Here is an 18,203-nt window from a genome sequence, read left to right as displayed (position 1 = left end):
TCGCCGTGGTCGACGACGCCTCGGTCATCCGGGAGTCGATCGCTCTACTGATGTCCGACATCGAGGTCGTGGCGGCCGTTCCCACGGTGGAGGAGCTCGTGCGAAGAAGGCCCCCGGCCGATCTGGTGGTCCTCGATCTGCACCTCGCCAACGCCACCCAGCCCGACGTGCGGCAGGGCATCGCCGCGATCCGCGCGTTGACCGACGGCGGGTACCGGGTCTGCGTCTACAGCCAGGAGGAGCGCCGGTTCGTCCTGGCGGCCTGCATCGCGGCGGGCGCACACGGGATCGTGTCGAAGTCGCTGTCGGCCGCCGCGGCACAGCAGAAATTTCTCGACGTCGCCGGCGGAGGAACGGTGATCCCGCAATCGGTCATCGGGCTCCTCGAGGTGCTGGTGCGGCGCAAGGCGATCACCGTGCTCACCGATCGGCAGCGGCAGGTGCTGCACGGTCGCGCGCGTGGATTCAGCTACGGCCAACTCGCGAGACGCCTCTTCACGGCCGAGAGCACACTGCGCGGATACTGGAAGGACATCACTGAGACGTTGTCGGACTACCTCGCATCTGCGACGCCTGCCGAGATCGAGCACGCGCTCGGGCTCGCGCCGGGCGACCTGCTCGAGTTCTGGCCGGACGGGGGCACCCCCACCAACTGGTGGAAAACAGCGTCAGGATAGCCACGACCAGCGGCGAACTTGCCCGCACCCGTTTGTGTTTCCGGGTCGTACGTCAGGTGTAGCCCGAGGCTGTGGTAGACCTCCAGCTTGTGTTCCGGCTCAGCGTCCTCGCAGGGCGCTCACGAGGTCTCCGAGTTCCTCGACGATGGTGATGATCTCCTCCTCGCTGGAGCGAGGTGCGATGTCGGTTTCCTGACCGGCCGGCGCGGTGCCGAGGTGCTCGACCAGGTTTGACCAAATCTTGACTGATGGCCTCACGGATCATTGAGACGCCCGCTGGAGCATGAAGGCTGTAAGGCTCGAAAGGCGAGGTAGGGAGACGGCGATGATGGGCTACGGCTGGGGCATGGGAATGGGCGGTTGGATCTTCATGGCCCTGTTCTGGATCGTGGTTGTCGGGCTGATCGTCTGGGGCGTCAGTGTTCTCCTGCCGCGGACCCGCTCGGATCAGGCCGGCCGGCCGGAGCGGCCGGAGGAGATCCTCGACCGTCGGTTCGCCCTCGGCGAGATCGACGTCGAGCAGTACCGGCGGGCACGCGAGGACCTGGCGGCAGCCCGTTCGGCGCGGAGGTGAGGACGATGATGCGCAAGCGGGCGGCGCTGGCCGCGGCGATCGTCGCGGCGGTGGCAGCGGTCACGACCGGGGCAGCCTGGGCGACCGGTTCATCGCCCTCGGGGTGGAACATGATGGGCGGCCCTTCCAGCCCCGGCATGATGAGCGGCGCGAGCGCGATGGGCGACGCCGGCATGATGGGCGGTGCTTATGGCCTGCCCGGTGACGGCCAGCGGATCGACTCGCTGGCGGAGGCCCGCCAACGCGCGGCCGTGTTCGCCGACCGGCTCGGCCTGCGCGTCGGGGAGACGATGCAGTTCGACAATGGCTACTACGCGGAGCTGAGCACCACGGCGGGGCGCGGGGCCACGGAGGTGCTGATCGATCCCGCTGACGGCGGCGTGACCATCGAGTACGGTCCGGCGATGATGTGGAACACCGGCTACGGGATGCACGCCGGTGCGACGACCGGGGCGGTCCGCGTGTCGGCGACCGACGCCACCAGCATCGCCCAACGGTGGCTGGATCGGCAGGGGAGGGGACTGTCGGTCGGGAACGCCGACGAGTTCCCCGGGTACTACACCCTCCACACGCTGCGGCACGGGACGCCGGTCGGCATGTTGTCGGTGAACGCGTACACCGGGGCCGTGTGGGACCACACCTGGCACGGGAAGTTCATCACCATGAGCGAGGAATAGGCGGCATGCAGGCTGAACGGGTGGAACCGGGCACCGGAGGTGCCCGGTTCCGCGCACTGGTGGTCGACGACGAGCCACCTCTGGTGCAGGTCGTCTCCGGGTACCTGACCCGGGAGGGCTTCGACGTGACCACCGCTGGAGACGGCAACGCCGCCGTGAAGTCGGCACGCGACACCGAGCCGGACGTGATCGTGCTGGACCTCATGTTGCCCGGCATCGACGGCGTTGAGGTGTGTCGGCGTATCCGGACCTTCAGCGACGCTTACATCATCATGCTCACCGCCAAGAGCGACGAGGTCGACAAGCTGGTGGGGCTGTCGGTAGGCGCCGACGACTACCTGACGAAACCCTTCTCGCCACGGGAACTGGTGGCTCGAGTCCGCGCCATGCTCCGCCGCCCGCGTACGGCGGTGGCCGCGCCGCAGCCGAAGACCCGCCGCTTCGGCGACCTGGAGATCGACGTGGCCGGGCGGGAGGTTCGCGTGCGCGGCCGGGTCGTGGAGCTCACGCGCACCGAGTTCGACCTGCTCGACGCCCTGAGCGCGCAGCCTCGCGTCGCGTTCAGCCGGCGGCAGCTCCTGGACCATGTCTGGGGCGGCGACTGGTACGGCGACGACCACGTCATCGACGTGCACGTCGGTAACCTGCGCCGCAAGCTTGACGACGATGCCGCCCACCCGCGCTACATCCGCACCGTGCGCGGCGTGGGCTACCGGATGGGTCCCGGCTGATGCGGCCCAGGCTACGGGCCGACCGGCTGTCGACCCGGTTGTTCATCGCGCAGTCGTTGATCGTGCTCGCCGGGGCGATCACTCTGGTGCTGGTGGCGTTCGGCGTCGCGCCCGGGCTGTTCCGCGGTCACGTGCGCCGCATGATGGGCATGTCCGCCAGCATGACCCATGATCTTGAATCAGCTCTGCTCACCACGCTGTTCGTCTCACTCGGGGTAGCGGTAGGCGCCGCCCTGGTGACGTCGTTGGCGGTCAGCTGGTTCATCACCCGACGGCTGGCGAGCCCGCTTGGCGAACTGTCCGCAGCCGCGACCCGCATCGGCCACGGCGACTACGCCGCGCGGATGCCACCGAGCAGGTTGGGATCCGAGCTCGCCGCGCTGGACGACGCGTTCAACCACATGGCCGCCACGCTGCAGAACACCGAGCGCCGTCGGCTGGAGCTGCTCGCCGACCTCGCGCACGAGCTGCGTACCCCCATCGCCACCGTCGACAGCTTCCTGGAGGGGATCGAGGACGGTGTCATTCCGGCCGGCCCCGAAACCTGGTCCACCCTACGCGATCAGACCAGGCGGCTGGACCGGCTGGCCGACGACATCGACGGCCTGTCGCGGGCGGAGGAACGTAGGGCAGACCTGCGCATGGAGCCGCTGGACGTCGATGCCGTGGTCGACGAGGCGGTGCGCGGGGCCGCCGCCGGCTACGCGGACAAGGGCGTCGTCCTTGGGCACCGGAGCAGCCCGGTGCCGGCACGGGTGCTCGCCGACCCCGACCGGCTGCGGGAGATCCTGGACAATCTCTTCGGCAATGCGCTACGGCACACACCGGGCGGCGCAACCGTCACGGTCACGGTCAGCACGAGCCCTCGCGGCGGCGAGGTGAACGTCGCGGTCGCCGACACCGGCGAGGGCATCGCCCCCGAGCACCTGCCACACCTCTTCGACCGGTTCTACCGGGCGGACCCTGCCCGGAGTCGGGCCACCGGGGGCAGCGGCATCGGACTGTCCATCGCCCGGGCGCTGGCCCAGGCCCACGGCGGCCGGCTGTCTGCGGCCAGCGCCGGTGTCGGAGCTGGTGCCACCTTCACCCTCACCCTGCCCGCGAGCCCGATCCGTCGAAGCTGACGTGGGGCGGGCGCACGAGCCCCGGGGCCGCGGGGTACGGGCCGTCGAGGCACGGATCGTCCGTCGCCGGTGCGATCAGCGTGCCCGTGCGTGGGTCTCGGGCCCGTTCTTCAGTGAATCTTCATGGTCTCCGGACGGCTCTTCCGCCGAATTCTGCGTCATTGTTGCGGACGGAGGGTCACCCTGAACCGCCCCGATGGCAGGAGCGACCGGCCGGCAGGTTGATCAACGATGGGAAGGTGGACGGAGCCGATGAGCAGGACGTCGCAGCCGACGCGACCGAGCCGCAGATCCGGAACCGCAGGGAAGACGCGGGCCCGCAGTCCGCAGCCCGCGCCGATCCGGAAGGTCGTCATGACGGCGCTGGCCGCGCTGGCTGTGCTCGCCGCCGTGTTGCTGTTCGCCCTGCGGGACCAGGGATCCTCGGACGACCACCACACGGCCGGTGCCGGACACGAGGAGTTCGGGCACGTGCACGCGGTCGCCACCGATCCGGGCAGCGGGGCGCTGTACGTGGCCACCCATGTCGGGCTGTTCCGTCTCGACGATCCGCACACCGCCGTGCGCGTATCGAAGGACGCCCTGGACCTGATGGGCTTCACGGTGGTCGGCCCTGGACACTTCCTGGCCTCCGGACACTCCGAGCACGGCCCAGCCAATGTCGGCCTGATCGAGTCGACCGACGGTGGGGTGACCTGGCGGGCGAAGTCGCTGTCCGGCGCGGCGGACTTCCACGGGCTGCAGGCCGCCCACGGCTCGGTGTACGGCTACAACTCCACCGACGGCGCGTTCATGGTCAGCGTCGACCAGCGGACCTGGGATGAGCGGTCCCGGGTGGCGATGGGCGCGTTCGCGGTCAGCCCGACCGATGGGCAGACCATCCTCGCCGTGGGGCGCGGCGGGCTGCAGCGCTCCACCGACAGCGGCCGTAGTTGGCAGGCGATCGCCGGCGCTCCCGCCGTCGGCTTGCTGGTCTGGGACCACACCGGCGCTTGGGCGGTGGCCCGGGACGGAGCCGTCTGGTCGTCGACCGATGGCGGGCAGCGGTGGCAGCGGCGCGGCGCGGTGCCGGGGCAGCCGCACAGCATCGCCACCCATGAGGGCACGCTCTTCGTCGCGCTCGCCGGTGACCGGGTCGTCGCCACCACCGATGCCGGTGCCAGCTGGACCGACCGGTACGTGCCGGAGTAGTGCGCTGGCGAAACGCGAGGCGGCCCCTGGCGGAGTTCGCTAGGGGCCGCCTCGCGTTCCCGCCGTCGCAGGTCAGGCAGAGTAGCCGCGCGAGGCGGCCCAGTTCGCCAGCTCCTCGACGTCCATCCAGTACGTGCCGTCACCCACCGGCTGCCACGGGTCGGCGATCTTCACCCTCTCCCCGTCACCCTCGTAGGCGACCACGGTGAGGTAATGACCCGGAAATGACCGCACGATGCCGTCCAGGTCCGTTCCGGCGCCGATGACGTTGACTACGGCGACGCGGTCATCGTCGATGGCGGCCTTCAGGTCGGCCTTCATCCGCTGCACCTGCTCCGGGGTGACCGAGTCGGTCGGCAGCTCACCGGTCCGATAGAGCTCGGCTCCTAGTTCCTCGTTCAGCACCCGAGTGATGTCGAACGCCGAGGGCGTGCCGGCCTGGGTGGTCCCCAACTTCTCGGCCAGTTCGTCCTGGCTCGGGAGGTTACCCTGTGCGCTCAGCGCGATCCGAGTCGACGCCGGCCCGCAGTAGTAGAAGTTCGGCTGCGCCTCGAACGTGTAGTCACCCGCGCGCTTGTCCGTCTTGCTCTTGTCGGGCTGAGCGGCGGTGCTCGGCTTGTCCGCCTGCGGGGCTGCCGCTTCAGCAGCGGTGCCCGGGCCGGCCAGGACACCTCCGGCGAAGGCCAGACCGGCCACGCCGAGGGTGCCCTTACGAACAATCCCGATGGTCAGCTTCTCAGAAAGCCGACGAGTGAACGTGATAATTGGAATTCCCTTTCGTCGAGGTGGCGGCACGCTGGTAGTCAGGGCGCGCACCGCGAGGGGAAGGTGACCCCGTTGGGGTGTTGGGGTTTGTCAACGACAGCGGGCGGTCGCGCATTCCGCAGCCGTCTGGCGGCTGCTCTCGGCCCGGCTCGGAGAGAACCCCCGTGTCCATTTTCGTACCGGGTGCCCCGGGTTGCTCGGAGCAGGCGGCGAAAGCCCGCACCTTCGCCTCGGCCGTCTACCGCGCCCGCACCGCAGGACCGCCGCCCGTGCCGGCGCAGATCCCGCAACGGCGGGTAGGTCCGTACGTCGGCGGTGCTGGCGCAGGTGACGTATCTTCGCCGCCGTGAGCGACGATGACAAGCAGCGCCGTGTCTGGGACCGGCATGCCCGCGGCTACGACCGGCAGATGGCCTTCATCGAGCGCCGGTTCCTGCGCGACACGCGGGCATGGATCTGCCGACAGGCCTCCGGCGACACCCTCGAGGTAGCCATCGGTACGGGGCGGAATCTGCCCTACTACCCGGACGGCGTACGGATCACCGGCGTGGAATTGAGTCCCAGGATGCTGGAGATCGCGGGCCAGCGAGCCGCCGAACTGGGCCGGGAGGTCGACCTGCGGCTCGGTACCGCCCACCGCCTGGACTTTGCCGATGCCACCTTCGACACCGTCGTCTGCACCCTGTCACTCTGCGCCATCCCGGACGATCATCGAGCGGTCGAGGAGATGGTCCGCGTCCTACGTCCGAACGGTCTGCTTCTGCTGGCCGACCATGTGGTCGGCGCCACTCGTCCCGTCCGAGCGGTTCAACGCCTCATCGAACTGGTCAGCGTTCCGGCGGCCGGTGAACACTTCCGGCGGCGTCCGATCCATGACGTGGCCGAGGCCGGTCTTCACATCGAGAAGCGGCAGCGCTTCGCTGCTGGTGTGATCGAACGCCTCGCGGCCCGTAAGCCTGCGTTCCGCAGGAGCGGAGCTGACCCATCCTGCGACGCGAAAACCCCCGTTGACCAGTACAGACAGGGCCTCGCATAGGCGGTCGGGCTTTTACTAGGCGTTCGCGTCTTAGCAGGTCGGAACGGGTGACCGTGTCACCAGGCCCTCAAGGCTGCTGCGATGTGAGGGTGCATATCCCGACATAACGACCGACACGCGTCGTTGCCGTGGCTGCGGAGATCGGGTCACCTTGGGTGGAACCCCGGGTAAGCCGGCCAGCACCTGAGGAAGTCTGCGCCCTGTTGCGGGGTAGGAGCCGCAGAGCTTCCCCCAGACCCTATCCGTGGCGAGGTCAGCCAGCGAAGGAATCGCCGAGATTGCACCGGAGGGCAGGCGCGGAGGCGATCGTGAAGGCCTGAGACGGTGGCCGGAGGGCCAGGGCCCAGCCGCCGATGCCCCGGGGCGCCCTGGCGGACGCAGTCGGGTTCGGGAGGCGAGGCAGGTGCACCACGGCGAGGGGCAGCCGGGCCACGCGGGCGGTGGCGCCGCGGAGACGCGCCCGCAGCACGACAAGCATGCCGGTCACACCCCCGAGATGTTCCGCACGCGGTTCTGGGTGTGCCTGGCGCTGACCGTCCCCGTCGTGCTGACCAGCCGTCTGGTCATGGATTGGTCGGGCTACTCGCTGGACTTCCCCGGTGTCTCGTGGGTCGGCCCGGTGCTCGGGTCGGTGGTGTTCCTCTACGGCGGTTGGCCCTTCCTCGTCGGCGCCGTGCGCGAGGTCCGCGACCGGGCGCCCGGCATGATGCTGCTGATCGGGATGGCCATCACCGTGGCGTACGTCGCGTCCGCAGCGACGAGTGTCGGCCTGTTCAACCTGGACTTCTGGTGGGAACTCGCCGCCCTGGTCACGATCATGCTGTTCGGTCACTGGCAGGAGATGAAGGCCGTCGGCCAGGCGCGTGGCGCCCTGGCCGCGCTGGCCGCGCTGCTGCCCGACGAGGCCGAGCGGCTCGGCCCGGGCGGCGCCGTCGAGCAGGTGGCGGTGGCTGATCTGCGGGTCGGCGACACGGCGCTGGTGCGCCCCGGCGGGCGGGTGCCTGCCGACGGCCACGTCGTCGAGGGCGGCGCCGAGCTGGACGAGTCGATGATCACCGGCGAGTCGCGGCCGGTCCCGCGCGGGTTGGGGGACCGGGTGGTCGCCAGCACGGTGGCCACCGACTCGTCGATCCGCGTCCGGATCGACGCGGTGGGGGAGGACACTGCGCTGGCCGGCATTCAGCGGCTGGTCGCGCAGGCGCAGGCGGCTGGCGGGCGGGCACAGGTGCTGGCCGACCGGTTCGCCGCGTGGCTGTTCTACATCGCCATGGCCGCGGCGCTGGTCAGCCTGGTCGTCTGGTCCGCGCTCGGGCAGATCGACCAGGCTGTCGTGCGCACCATCTCCGTGCTGGTGATTTCCTGTCCGCATGCCCTCGGCCTGGCGATCCCCCTGGTCATCGCCCTGTCCACCGGTGTGGCGGCCAGCGCCGGGATCCTGGTCAAGGACCGCCTCGCCCTGGAGCGCATGCGCACCGTGGATGCGGTCCTGATCGACAAGACCGGCACCCTGACCAAGGGACAGCACGCGGTCACCGGCATCGCCGCCGCCGACGGTGGCGACGAGGACGAGGTGCTGCGCCTGGCCGCCGGGGTCGAGGCGGACAGCGAGCATCCCCTCGCCCGGGCCATCGTCGCCGCCGCCCAGCGGGTCGGACCGGCGAGCGGCTCGGACTTCCGGTCCCTGCCCGGCCGTGGCGTGCAGGCCACCGTGGCGGGGACGACGTACGCGGTGGGCGGACCGGCCCTGCTGCGGGAACTGCACACCGACGTCCCCGCGGAACTGCGCCGGGCCGAGGAGGGGTGGTCGGCGCGGGGCGCCGCCGTGCTCTACCTCGCCCGCCTCGACGGGCCGCCCCGGCTGGTCGGCGCGCTGGCCCTCGAGGACGAGGTACGCCCGGAGGCGCGGCAAGCCATCGCTGAGCTGCGCCGGCTCGGAATCCGGAAGATCGCGATGATCACCGGTGACGCCCGCCCGGTCGCGGACGCGGTCGCGGCCGATCTCGGTTTCCGTCCCGGGGAGGACGAGGTCTTCGCCGAGGTGCTACCCGCCGACAAGGACGAGATCGTCGCCGGCTTGCAGCGGCGCGGCCATCGGGTGGCGATGGTCGGTGACGGGGTCAACGATGCCCCCGCCCTCGCCCGCGCGGATGTCGGACTGGCCATCGGCGCCGGCACCGATGTGGCCATCGAATCCGCCGGGGTCGTCCTCGCCTCCTCCGACCCGCGCGGCATCTCCGCCACCGCCCGGTTGTCGAAGGCGTCCTACCGCAAAATGGTCCAGAACCTCATCTGGGCGGCCGGCTACAACGTCGTCGCCATCCCGGTCGCCTCCGGCGTCTTCGCCTGGGCCGGTGTGGGGCTCAGTCCGGCCGCCGCCGCGGTACTCATGTCCGCCTCGACCATCGTCGTCGCGCTCAACGCCCAGACCTTGCGGTGGGTGCACCTCACACCGGGGAACCGCTGAGAGGACGCGTGCGGCCAGCCCACCGACCGCCACGGTGGCGGGCAATGACCTCCCCGGGGACGAAGGGTGAGGGTGCGGCAGGGGCTGAGCTCGGGCACGCGCCTCCCGGGCCGGCCCACGCCGACGGGCGAGACACGGGGAAGCTTCGACTCGATCTGAAGTGAGGTCCCACCAACGGATGACATCTCGTCGGTGAGTGCCCATCGGGGGTCAAGGGTCGTAGCGTGCGGTCAGTGGACAGCGTGCACCTGCCCCGTAGGCTGCTGCTCGCCGGAGCCGGCTCAGCCGCGGTGGCGGCCGTGGCCGGGTGCGAGTCGCACCGCGTCGTGTCCGCGACTCCGCCGCCCACGAGCAGCGCACGTCCGTCGGGCACGTCGCGCGGAGGCGTGGCCACGTTGCGGCGAAAGATCGCCAGTCTGCTCGTGGTCGGCTTTCGTGGCACCCAGGCGCCGAACTGGATCATCAAGGCGGTGCGGGACGGTCTCGGCGGTGTCATCCTCTTCGATCAGGACCTGGAGACCAGGTCGGTGCGGAACATCCGCTCGCCCGAGCAGGTGACGAGACTGGTGCAGACCCTGAAGGATGCCGCACCGGGCCGGCTCATCGTCTCCATCGATCAGGAGGGCGGACGTACCTCCCGCCTCAACCCGGGCAACGGCTTCCCGGCCACGAAGTCGGAGGCAGACGTCGGCGCGGAGAGCTCCGCCTCGGCGACCCGCGACTGGGCGCGAGGACTGGTGGCGAGTCTGACGCGGATCGGGGTCAATCTGAACTACGCCCCGGTCGTCGACCTGAACCTCAACCCCGACAGCCGGGCGATCGGCAAGCTCGGCCGCAGCTTCTCCGCCGACCCGGATGTGGTGTTCAGCAATGCCACCGACGAGATCCAGGCGCACCGGGCGGCTGGTGTGAAGACCTGCCTGAAGCACTTTCCCGGATCCGGTAGCGGCGCCGGAAACACCGATTTCGAGGTCGTCGACGTCAGTGACACCTGGCGGGAGGTGGAACTGGCGCCGTTCCAGCGGCTGATACAGGCCGGTCTCGCCGATTCGGTCATGGCCGCCCATGTGCTCAACCGGCAGCTTGACCCGGCGTATCCGGCGTCGCTGTCGACCGCGACCGTGACCGGCCTGCTGCGCGGCCGGCTGGGCTGGCGCGGGCCGGTGGTCAGCGACGACATGCAGGCGGTCGCGATCACCCGACGGTACGGCGACGCCGAGGCGGTCGCCCTGGCCTTGCAGGCCGGCCTCGACCTGCTCGTCTTCGCCAACCAGCAGGTTTACGAGCCGCGGATCGTCGAGCAGACGGTCGACACGATCGCCGACCTCGTCCGGACCGGCCGCCTCACCGAGGAGCGCATCGAGCAGTCCGTCGCGCGGGTGGATTCCCTTCGCCCGAAACGCTGAGCGGGGTGCTCGGCGGGATTCGAGCCGGTGGACGCGCTGTGGTCACTGGTCGCCCTCGCCGCGGCGTGGGAGCCCCCGTCGCCAAGGATGGACAGGGCTGTTACTCCTGATACGCCAGGTTGATCATCATGCCGGTCTCGGCGTGGTAGATGTTGTGGCAGTGGGTCATCCACTGACCCGGGTTGGTCGCGTCGAACTCCACCGCGACGGTCTGCCTCGGCACGACGATCACCGTGTCCTTCCGCGCACCGGTGTCGGTGACGGCGAACGTGTGCCCGTGTACGTGCATGGGGTGGAACATGCTGCTCGTGTTGACGAACTCCAGCCGGACCCGCTCGCCCTGGCCGACCAGCAGTGGGTCGAGCTTGTCGAAGGTGGCGCCGTTGACGGTCCACCGGTAGGGCATCATCGAGCCGCCCAGTACCAGCCGGTGCACACGATCGACCGGGCGGCGCTCCAACCGGACGGCGTCAGCAGCGCTCAGCCCGCCGGTCAGCAGCACACGACGGTCCAGTTCCGGGGGGTGAACGGCGGTGCCCGGCGTGCTTCCGGCACCCGTGCGGACCAGGGCCAGGCCCTGGCCGTTCTTGCCCTCGGCCACCGCGACCAGGGAAAAGACACCGTCGGCCAGTTCCACCGTGACGTCCGCCCGTTCACCCATGCCGAGCACGAGGGCGTCGCAGGTGGTGGGGGTGACGGGGAAGCCGTCGGTGTGGGTGACGGTGAGGCGGTGGCTGCCAAGGGCGATCCGGAACGCGGTGTCGGAAGCGGCGTTGACGAGGCGGATCCGCACCCGCTGGCGGGGCCGACCCGCCAACGTCACGGGAGCCTGCGGGCCCCGGCCGTTGATCAGATAGCGCGGGTAGTCGACGTCGCCGGCACCGCCGAGCAGCGGAGAGGTCATGGTTTCCATGCCGCCCATGGACATGCCGGTCATGCCGCCCATGTCGCCGGGGTCCATGCCGGGCATGTCCCCGTGGCCGCCCATCGACTGCAGCGATGCCAACACGTCGTCGGGGGTGCGGCCGGTGCCGTCGACCCAGTCGTCGATCACCACGATCCACTCCTGGTCGTACCGGCCGGTCTCGTTGGGGTCGTCGACGACGAGCACACCGTAGAGAGCACGGTCGAGCTGCACCCCGGAGTGCGGGTGGTAGAAGTAGGTGCCCGGGTCGGGGACGGTGAACTCGTACGTGTGCCGGCCGCCGGCGGCGATCGGCTTCTGCGTCACCCCGGGCACGCCGTCCATGTCGTTGCGCAGTGCCACACCGTGCCAGTGCACGCTCGTGTCGGCGTCGAGACCGTTGGTCACGTCGACCCGGAGCACATCGCCGGCCCGCGCGCGCAGCAGTGGGCCCGGCACGGAGTCGTGGTAACCCCAGGTCTGCACCTGCCGGCCCCCGAGGTCCAGGGTGACCGGTCGGGGATTCAGCGTCGCCGACACCGTGCGGGCGCCGGCCCGCCGCCGCGCCGACTCGGTCCGGGCCACCAGGTTCCCGTCCGGCGCCACGAGGTGGGCGTCGAACAGCCCGCCGGCCCACGCGGCGGCGCCGGCCGTACCGGCGAGACCGGCCGTGCCGGCGATGCCGGCCAACAGTCGCCGGCGGGTGAGGGTGGGGGACATGGCTCTCCTTCGCCTACGAGGAACCTGTCTGCAGCCTGACCTGCGCCGCGGACCGGCAGCCACGTCGCATCGCTTTCTTCAGTGAATCTTCATGAGTGGCCGCCGGTGACCTGGGCACACCCGGCCCGACCGTCAGGGCAGGATTGATCCCATGGGTGTACGCATGCTGGTGGTCGACGACGAGCGCAGCCTGGCCAAGGTCGTCGCCAGCTATCTGGAGCGCGACGGTCACGAGGTCAGCTGCGTCTTCGACGGCCGGTCGGCGGTCGCCGCCGCCCGGCGGGACCGGCCGGACGTGGTGGTGCTGGACCTTGCCCTCCCAGGGCTGGACGGCGTCGAGGTCTGCCGCCAGATCCGGACGTTCACCGACTGCTACGTGGTCATGCTGACGGCCCGCAGTGAGGAGGTCGACAAGCTCGTCGGCCTCGGCGTCGGCGCCGACGACTACCTGACCAAGCCGTTCAGCCCGCGGGAGCTTGTCGCCCGGATCCGGGCCATGCTGCGCCGTCCCCGTACGGCCGCGACCCGAGTGCCAGAACAGCCGATCCGGACCATCGGCGCGCTGCGGGTCGACGTGGCCGGCCGTGAGGTGTGGGTCGACGGGCGATCCGTGGACCTCACCCGTACGGAGTTCGACCTGCTGGCCGCGTTGTCCGCCCAGCCCGACGCGGCGCTGCGCCGCCGCCGGCTGATCGACGCGGTGTGGGGCGCCGACTGGGTGGGGGACGAGCACCTCGTCGACGTGCACATCGCGCACCTGCGCCGCAAGCTCGGCGACGACCCCGCAGCCCCCCGATTCATCCGCACCGTCCGCGGCATCGGCTACCGCATGGTGCGGGGATGAAGCCCCAGCTCGGACTGCCGGGCCGGCTCCTCGCCGCCCAGGCTCTCGTGGTGCTCGTCGGTGCGGGAACCCTCGCCCTGGTGGCTGCCGTGGTCGGTCCCGCGATCTTCCGAAGCCACCTGAAGCGGGTCGGCGGCCCGGTCGACCCGGGCACCGCTCATCACGTCGAGCAGGCGTACGCCTCGGCCAGCGCCCTGGCCCTCGGGGTTGCGATCGCCGTATCGCTGCTCGCCGCCCTCGGCGTCAGCGCCTACCTGGCCCGCCGCCTCGCCCGACCCGTCACCCAACTGGCCACCGCGGCCGCGGACGTCAGCCGGGGCGACTACGCGGCACGGGTCAACCGTCCCGGCCTCGGCGCGGAGTTCGACACGGTCGCCGCCGCCTTCAACACCATGGCCACCCGCCTGGCCGAGGCGGAGAGGACCCGCCGCCGCCTCCTGGCCGACCTCGGCCACGAGCTGCGCACCCCGCTGGCCACCATCGAGGCGTACGTGGACGCCGCCGAGGACGGGATCGCGGTCGAGGGCGAGGACACCTGGACGGTGCTACGGGCGCAGACGACCCGACTACGGCGCCTCGCCGAGGACGTCGTCGCCGTCTCCCGCGCCGAGGAGCACCAACTCGACCTGCACCCCCGACCGGTCGCCGCCGGTGAACTCGTCGGCGTCGCCGTCGCCGCCGCCCGGCCCCGGTACGCCGCCAAGGGCGTCACCCTGTACGAGCACGTGGCGCCGGATGTGGGGCTGGTCGACGCCGATGCCGAACGGATGGGGCAGGTGCTGGGGAACCTCCTCGAGAACGCCCTACGCCACACCCCGCCCACCGCGCGTGTCAGCGTGCACGTCATCCGAGCTACCGACGGGGTGCAGATCAGCGTCACCGACACCGGAGATGGCATCGACGCGCGGCACCTGCCGCACGTGTTCGAACGCTTCTATCGGGCGGACACCGCCAGGGACCGCGAACACGGGGGGTCGGGCATCGGGCTGGCCGTCGCGCGCGCGATCGTGACCCAGCACGGTGGCAGGATCACCGCCGCCAGCGAGGGCCCCGGCCGGGGCGCGACGTTCACCGTCACGCTGCCCGGGGCAGGTCCACCCCCGACGAAGGTAGCTGACGCAGTGCGTTGAGGAAGTCTCGAGTCATCGCAACCCGTCCAGCCTGCGCTGGTAATCCTCGTCACTCAGCTCGCCGCGTGCGTACCGGTCGGCCAGGATGCGCCGCGCAGACTCGTTGGGATGCGTGGGGCGTCGGACGCGGCCGACGGCGAGCCACACCGCAGCGGCGATGATCACGGCCAGGAGCAGCCAGCCGACCATCATCAACCCCATCGGCCAGAACCAACCATTGTCATGCATGTGGATCCCGTCCTTTCCGCGATGAGACCGTGCCCTTTGCCGGCGACTCCCCGATATGGCGGCCTTGCCGGGCGTACCCGCCGCCGCTGCCGGGTCACCTGCCCGACGAGTTCGTCTCCGCCATGTGGTGCCGCGCGCACTCACCAGAGTGGCCGCCGTGACCACCGTGGCCACCGTGCAGGAACGGTGTCATCAGCGGGCAGGCGAGTGTGACCAGCCCGTAGGCCACCGCACGCCCCGGCGCGCCGAGTGCCAGCGCTCCCACGATGTGGATCGCCAAGGCGATCGCGTGGAGCGGGCAGATGGCGCCCTCGTCACCGGCGTCCCTGTTCGTGGCCCCCAGGCCGACGCTTCTCCCCGGCACCGCCTGCCAGCCCTCTCCGCCGGGCGAGGCCCTACCCCAGCCCGGTAGCGGTAAAAGGCAAGCTGTCCCGGCAAGCATCCGGATGCTTGCAAGATACCCCCTAGGGGTATAGGTTCAAGGCGGAGGTGGATCCCATGACACGCCACGACACCCACCACGCCCCGCTCCTGGCGGCGCAGGATCAGCAGCACTCCGCTCATGCCCGGGTCGCCGAGCGGCACGACGCTCACGCGTCCGCGCCTCGGCCGCCGGATCCGCCGCAGCACCACGGTCACCACGCGGGGCACGCCGGCCACGGCGGCGGACACGACAAGCACGCCGGGCACGACCCCGAGCAGTTCCGGCGCAAGTTCTGGCTGAGCCTGGCACTGACCCTGCCGATCGTGGCCACCAGCCACATGGTCATGGACTGGTTCGGTTACACCCTCGACTTCCCCGGCATGACCTGGGTCGGACCGGTCCTGGGATCCCTGGTCTTCGCCTACGGCGGCTGGCCCTTCCTGGCCGGCGCCGTCCGGGAGGTCCGCGACCGGGCACCGGGCATGATGCTGCTGATCGCGATGGCCATCACCGTCGCGTACACCGCCTCCCTGGCGACCAGCATGGGTGCGTTCAGCCTCGACTTCTGGTGGGAGCTCGCCGCACTCGTCACCATCATGCTGCTCGGCCACTGGCAGGAGATGACGGCGATCGGCCAGGCCCAGGGCGCCCTCGGCGCCCTCGCCGCGCTGCTTCCCGACGACGCCGAACGCCTCGACGACGCCGGACAGCCGCACCGGGTGCCGGTCAGCGCCCTGCGCGTCGGCGACCTGGTGCTGGTCCGCTCCGGCGGCCGGGTCCCCGGCGACGGCCGGATCGTCGACGGGGCCGCCGAGCTCGACGAGTCCATGGTCACCGGCGAGTCCCGGCCGGTACCCCGCACGGTCGGTGACCGGGTGGTCGCCGGCACCGTCGCCACCGACTCCACCCTGCGGGTACGCGTCGACGCCGTCGGGGAGGACACCGCCCTGGCCGGCATCAGCCGACTCGTCGCCCAGGCGCAGGCGTCCGCCGGTCGTGCGCAGGTGCTCGCCGACCGGTTCGCCGCCTGGCTGTTCTACCTCGCCACCGCCGCCGCGTTGATCACCTTCGGCACCTGGTGGGTCCTGGGCGACGTCAATGAAGCCGTGGTCCGCACGGTCACCGTCCTGGTGATCGCCTGCCCCCACGCCCTCGGGCTGGCCATCCCGCTGGTGATCGCACTCTCGACCGCGGTGTCAGCGAAGGCGGGCATTCTGGTCAAGGATCGGATGGCGCTCGAACGCATGCGCGGGGTCGACGCGGTGCTGTTCGACAAGACCGGCACCCTGACCAAGGGCACCCACACCGTCACCGCCATCGCCGGCACGGCCGGACTCGGTGACGACGAGGTGCTGCGGATCGCCGGTGCGGTCGAGGCCGACAGCGAGCACCCGCTCGCCCGGGCCCTGGTGAAGGCATCCCAGGATCGCGGTCTGGCCGCCACGGCGCAGGGCTTCCGCTCCCTGACCGGACGGGGCGTCCAGGCCGTCGTCGACGGCACCTCCTACGCCGTCGGCGGTCCGGCGTTGTTGCGGGAGCTCGGCGCCACCGTGCCCACCGACCTGGCGGAGGCCAGCGCCCGCTGGTCGGCCCGTGGCGCGGCCGTCCTGCACCTGCTGCGGCTGCCGGCCGATGGCCGACCCGAGGCGATCGGCGCCTTCGCGCTGGAGGACGAGGTCCGGCCGGAAGCCGGCGAGGCGATCACCGAGCTGCGGGAACAGGGCGTCAAGAAGATCGTCATGATCACCGGTGACGCCCGCCCGGTCGCGGACGCGGTGGCGGCCGATCTCGGCTTCCGCCCCGGCGTGGACGAGGTGTTCGCCGAGGTGCTCCCCGCGGACAAGGACCGCGCGGTCGCCGACCTGCAGGCGCGGGGCCTGACGGTGGCGATGGTCGGTGATGGGGTGAACGACGCCCCGGCGCTGGCCCGCGCCGACGTGGGCATCGCGATCGGCGCCGGCACCGACGTGGCGATCGAGTCCGCCGATGTCGTCCTGGCCTCCTCCGACCCGCGCGGCGTCACCGGCGTGATCCGACTGTCCCGCGCGTCCTACCGGAAGATGGTGCAGAACCTGGCCTGGGCGGCCGGCTACAACGTGGTCGCCATCCCCGCCGCGGCCGGCGCGCTGGCTTGGGCGGGCGTGGCGCTCAGCCCGGCGGTCGGCGCGGTGCTGATGTCCGCCTCCACCATCGTGGTGGCGCTCAACGCGCAACTGCTCGGGCGGGTCCGCCTCCTCCCCGGACGGCGCTGACACGCCCCGCTCTGGCCCGGCCGGCGCCACGCCGGCCGGGCCAGAGCCGTCAACGACGGGTGGTTGACGCCACCGACCGGCGGGCCACCCACCTGACCCGTGCCGTCCGGGGATCACCGTCCGGGTCGAAATGTCGGCGTGCCCGGCCAGTGAGACGGACTGCCCGGTGTGGCCGCCATTCCGGCTCGGTGCGACCGAGGTGAGTGGACCCGGGCCGCCCCTGCGCCGGGTGGTCGGAGGCGAGGAAGTGGTCCGGGTCGACCACGGGTCGACCGCCGTCCCGTGCCCGTGGCTCAGCCGCCGCGTGTCGGTGATCTTCTTGGGGGACCCCCTCGGCAGACGTCTGCGGCAGGTTATCTACTATGCCTGGTTAGTAGATACGTGTCGGGATCGGTCGCTCCTGCCGGCCTCGGCACGTGTGCTGTCGGGCACACGAGGAGATGGCGATGCGACAGGTGGCGGTGATCCCTTATCGCGCGACGCACCGGGCGGCGACTCTGGCGCTGGCGGGCGCCATCGGCGCGGCGGCGGCTTTCGTCCTTCGCTTCGACCCCACCGACCGGGTCGCCGACCCCACCGGCCCCTGCCTGTGGCACGCGATGACCGGCATCAACGGCCCGGGCTGCGGCGGAACCCGAATGTTCTACTACCTGCTGCACGGCGACTTCCCCGAGGCGGCCCGCCATCACCTGGCGGCCCTGATCGCCGTTCCCTTCCTCCTCTACGCAGGCATCCGCTGGGCCGGCATCGCATGGTTCGGGCGGGAGTTGCCCGCGCTACGGTTCTCGCCACGTGTCTACTGGGCCTACGGCATCGCCTTCCTGCTCTACAGCACCGTGCTGCGCAACCTGCCGTGGCCGCCGTTCAGCTGGTTTGACATCCCGAACCTCACTCCCTGAAGCAGCGGCGTCCGGCGGACCTCGACCTCCCGCGGGCGGAGTTAGGGCTTGCAGAAAAGTAACCCGTAGCTTCGCGGAACCTCGCTCGCTGCTGTGGTGTGGCGGTCATGGAGGAAACCCGGCAGATGATTGCGGCTACTCGGCCTGACCCAGCGCA

The 18,203-nt window shown here is 70.9% G+C and carries 18 protein-coding genes; 13 read left to right on the top strand and 5 right to left on the bottom strand.

From position 1 onward, the window contains the following. Nucleotides 1-5 precede the first annotated feature (5 nt). Nucleotides 6-677 (top strand): DNA-binding response regulator, encoded by a 672-nt coding sequence (locus ACL02O_RS13200; RefSeq protein WP_412818333.1) that lies wholly within the window; start codon nt 6-8, stop codon nt 675-677. Between the two features lie 99 nt (nt 678-776). Here ACL02O_RS13200 and ACL02O_RS13195 read toward each other — a convergent pair whose 3' ends face one another. After that, nucleotides 777-935, bottom strand: a complete 159-nt coding sequence (locus ACL02O_RS13195; RefSeq protein ID WP_412818332.1) for a hypothetical protein — start codon at nt 933-935, stop codon at nt 777-779. A 67-nt stretch (nt 936-1,002) separates the two neighbouring features. On the opposite strand from ACL02O_RS13195, the gene ACL02O_RS13190 reads away from it, so the two are divergent. From ACL02O_RS13190 to ACL02O_RS13170, 5 genes are all read left to right on the top strand, one after another. After that, nucleotides 1,003-1,251 (top strand): SHOCT domain-containing protein, encoded by a 249-nt coding sequence (locus tag ACL02O_RS13190; protein ID WP_412818331.1) that lies wholly within the window; start codon nt 1,003-1,005, stop codon nt 1,249-1,251. Between the two features lie 5 nt (nt 1,252-1,256). Beyond that, entirely contained in the window at nt 1,257-1,928 is a 672-nt protein-coding gene (locus ACL02O_RS13185; RefSeq protein WP_412818330.1) for a hypothetical protein, read from the top strand. Between the two features lie 5 nt (nt 1,929-1,933). Next, complete coding sequence (locus tag ACL02O_RS13180; protein ID WP_412818329.1) at nt 1,934-2,659, top strand: response regulator; 726 nt, start codon at nt 1,934-1,936, stop codon at nt 2,657-2,659. After that, entirely contained in the window at nt 2,659-3,783 is a 1,125-nt protein-coding gene (locus ACL02O_RS13175; RefSeq protein ID WP_412818328.1) for a sensor histidine kinase, read from the top strand. The genes ACL02O_RS13180 and ACL02O_RS13175 overlap by 1 nt, the downstream gene beginning before the upstream one ends. Before the next feature lie 252 nt (nt 3,784-4,035). Further along, nucleotides 4,036-4,974: a F510_1955 family glycosylhydrolase gene (locus ACL02O_RS13170; protein WP_412818327.1), complete on the top strand. Its 939-nt coding sequence runs from the start codon at nt 4,036-4,038 to the stop codon at nt 4,972-4,974. Between the two features lie 72 nt (nt 4,975-5,046). Here the strand turns inward: ACL02O_RS13170 and ACL02O_RS13165 are convergent, their stop codons facing one another. Then, a complete protein-coding gene (locus tag ACL02O_RS13165) occupies nt 5,047-5,790 on the bottom strand; it encodes a C39 family peptidase (protein WP_412818326.1) in 744 nt (247 codons plus the stop codon). A gap of 295 nt (nt 5,791-6,085) precedes the next feature. Between ACL02O_RS13165 and ACL02O_RS13160 the strand changes: the two genes are divergently transcribed. The 3 genes from ACL02O_RS13160 (at nt 6,086) to ACL02O_RS13150 (ending at nt 10,645) form a co-directional block, all read left to right on the top strand. Further along, on the top strand, nt 6,086-6,775 hold the full coding sequence (locus ACL02O_RS13160; RefSeq protein ID WP_412818325.1) for a class I SAM-dependent methyltransferase: 690 nt from the start codon (nt 6,086-6,088) through the stop codon (nt 6,773-6,775). Between the two features lie 403 nt (nt 6,776-7,178). Continuing rightward, nucleotides 7,179-9,239 (top strand): heavy metal translocating P-type ATPase, encoded by a 2,061-nt coding sequence (locus tag ACL02O_RS13155; protein WP_412818324.1) that lies wholly within the window; start codon nt 7,179-7,181, stop codon nt 9,237-9,239. A gap of 290 nt (nt 9,240-9,529) precedes the next feature. Beyond that, nucleotides 9,530-10,645, top strand: a complete 1,116-nt coding sequence (locus ACL02O_RS13150) for a glycoside hydrolase family 3 N-terminal domain-containing protein (protein ID WP_412818323.1) — start codon at nt 9,530-9,532, stop codon at nt 10,643-10,645. Nucleotides 10,646-10,745: 100 nt separating this feature from the next. Here ACL02O_RS13150 and ACL02O_RS13145 read toward each other — a convergent pair whose 3' ends face one another. After that, complete coding sequence (locus ACL02O_RS13145) at nt 10,746-12,269, bottom strand: multicopper oxidase family protein (RefSeq protein ID WP_412818322.1); 1,524 nt, start codon at nt 12,267-12,269, stop codon at nt 10,746-10,748. A 151-nt stretch (nt 12,270-12,420) separates the two neighbouring features. On the opposite strand from ACL02O_RS13145, the gene ACL02O_RS13140 reads away from it, so the two are divergent. Both ACL02O_RS13140 and ACL02O_RS13135 read left to right on the top strand, forming a co-directional pair. Further along, nucleotides 12,421-13,113, top strand: coding sequence for a response regulator (locus ACL02O_RS13140; RefSeq protein ID WP_412818321.1), 693 nt, complete (start codon nt 12,421-12,423; stop codon nt 13,111-13,113). Then, nucleotides 13,110-14,243: a sensor histidine kinase gene (locus tag ACL02O_RS13135; RefSeq protein WP_412818320.1), complete on the top strand. Its 1,134-nt coding sequence runs from the start codon at nt 13,110-13,112 to the stop codon at nt 14,241-14,243. Before ACL02O_RS13140 ends, ACL02O_RS13135 begins: the two co-directional genes overlap by 4 nt. 12 nt (nt 14,244-14,255) lie before the next feature. Here ACL02O_RS13135 and ACL02O_RS13130 read toward each other — a convergent pair whose 3' ends face one another. Both ACL02O_RS13130 and ACL02O_RS13125 read right to left on the bottom strand, forming a co-directional pair. Then, a complete protein-coding gene (locus tag ACL02O_RS13130; protein WP_412818319.1) occupies nt 14,256-14,471 on the bottom strand; it encodes an SHOCT domain-containing protein in 216 nt (71 codons plus the stop codon). 94 nt (nt 14,472-14,565) lie between these two features. After that, complete coding sequence (locus tag ACL02O_RS13125) at nt 14,566-14,913, bottom strand: DUF2933 domain-containing protein (RefSeq protein WP_412818318.1); 348 nt, start codon at nt 14,911-14,913, stop codon at nt 14,566-14,568. 56 nt (nt 14,914-14,969) lie between these two features. Here ACL02O_RS13125 and ACL02O_RS13120 point away from each other — a divergent pair, with 56 nt between their 5' ends. Both ACL02O_RS13120 and ACL02O_RS13115 read left to right on the top strand, forming a co-directional pair. Next, nucleotides 14,970-17,147: a heavy metal translocating P-type ATPase gene (locus ACL02O_RS13120; RefSeq protein ID WP_412818317.1), complete on the top strand. Its 2,178-nt coding sequence runs from the start codon at nt 14,970-14,972 to the stop codon at nt 17,145-17,147. Between the two features lie 446 nt (nt 17,148-17,593). Further along, nucleotides 17,594-18,046: a DUF2752 domain-containing protein gene (locus ACL02O_RS13115; protein WP_412818316.1), complete on the top strand. Its 453-nt coding sequence runs from the start codon at nt 17,594-17,596 to the stop codon at nt 18,044-18,046. Nucleotides 18,047-18,203: the final 157 nt, after the last annotated feature.

Source organism: Micromonospora mangrovicola, assembly GCF_047200535.1.
Taxonomy (GTDB): domain Bacteria; phylum Actinomycetota; class Actinomycetes; order Mycobacteriales; family Micromonosporaceae; genus Micromonospora.
Note: the sequence above shows the minus strand (reverse complement) of the source record. Positions and strands in the feature narration are given on the sequence as shown.

Coding starts and splice junctions, on each gene's coding strand:
- ACL02O_RS13190 (WP_412818331.1), top strand. CDS start 1,003: ATGATGGGCTACGGCTGGGGCATGGGAATGGGCGGTTGGATCTTCATG.
- ACL02O_RS13185 (WP_412818330.1), top strand. CDS start 1,257: ATGATGCGCAAGCGGGCGGCGCTGGCCGCGGCGATCGTCGCGGCGGTG.
- ACL02O_RS13180 (WP_412818329.1), top strand. CDS start 1,934: ATGCAGGCTGAACGGGTGGAACCGGGCACCGGAGGTGCCCGGTTCCGC.
- ACL02O_RS13175 (WP_412818328.1), top strand. CDS start 2,659: ATGCGGCCCAGGCTACGGGCCGACCGGCTGTCGACCCGGTTGTTCATC.
- ACL02O_RS13170 (WP_412818327.1), top strand. CDS start 4,036: ATGAGCAGGACGTCGCAGCCGACGCGACCGAGCCGCAGATCCGGAACC.
- ACL02O_RS13145 (WP_412818322.1), bottom strand. CDS start 12,269: ATGTCCCCCACCCTCACCCGCCGGCGACTGTTGGCCGGCATCGCCGGC.
- ACL02O_RS13140 (WP_412818321.1), top strand. CDS start 12,421: ATGGGTGTACGCATGCTGGTGGTCGACGACGAGCGCAGCCTGGCCAAG.
- ACL02O_RS13135 (WP_412818320.1), top strand. CDS start 13,110: ATGAAGCCCCAGCTCGGACTGCCGGGCCGGCTCCTCGCCGCCCAGGCT.
- ACL02O_RS13130 (WP_412818319.1), bottom strand. CDS start 14,471: ATGCATGACAATGGTTGGTTCTGGCCGATGGGGTTGATGATGGTCGGC.
- ACL02O_RS13125 (WP_412818318.1), bottom strand. CDS start 14,913: ATGCTTGCCGGGACAGCTTGCCTTTTACCGCTACCGGGCTGGGGTAGG.
- ACL02O_RS13120 (WP_412818317.1), top strand. CDS start 14,970: ATGACACGCCACGACACCCACCACGCCCCGCTCCTGGCGGCGCAGGAT.
- ACL02O_RS13115 (WP_412818316.1), top strand. CDS start 17,594: ATGCGACAGGTGGCGGTGATCCCTTATCGCGCGACGCACCGGGCGGCG.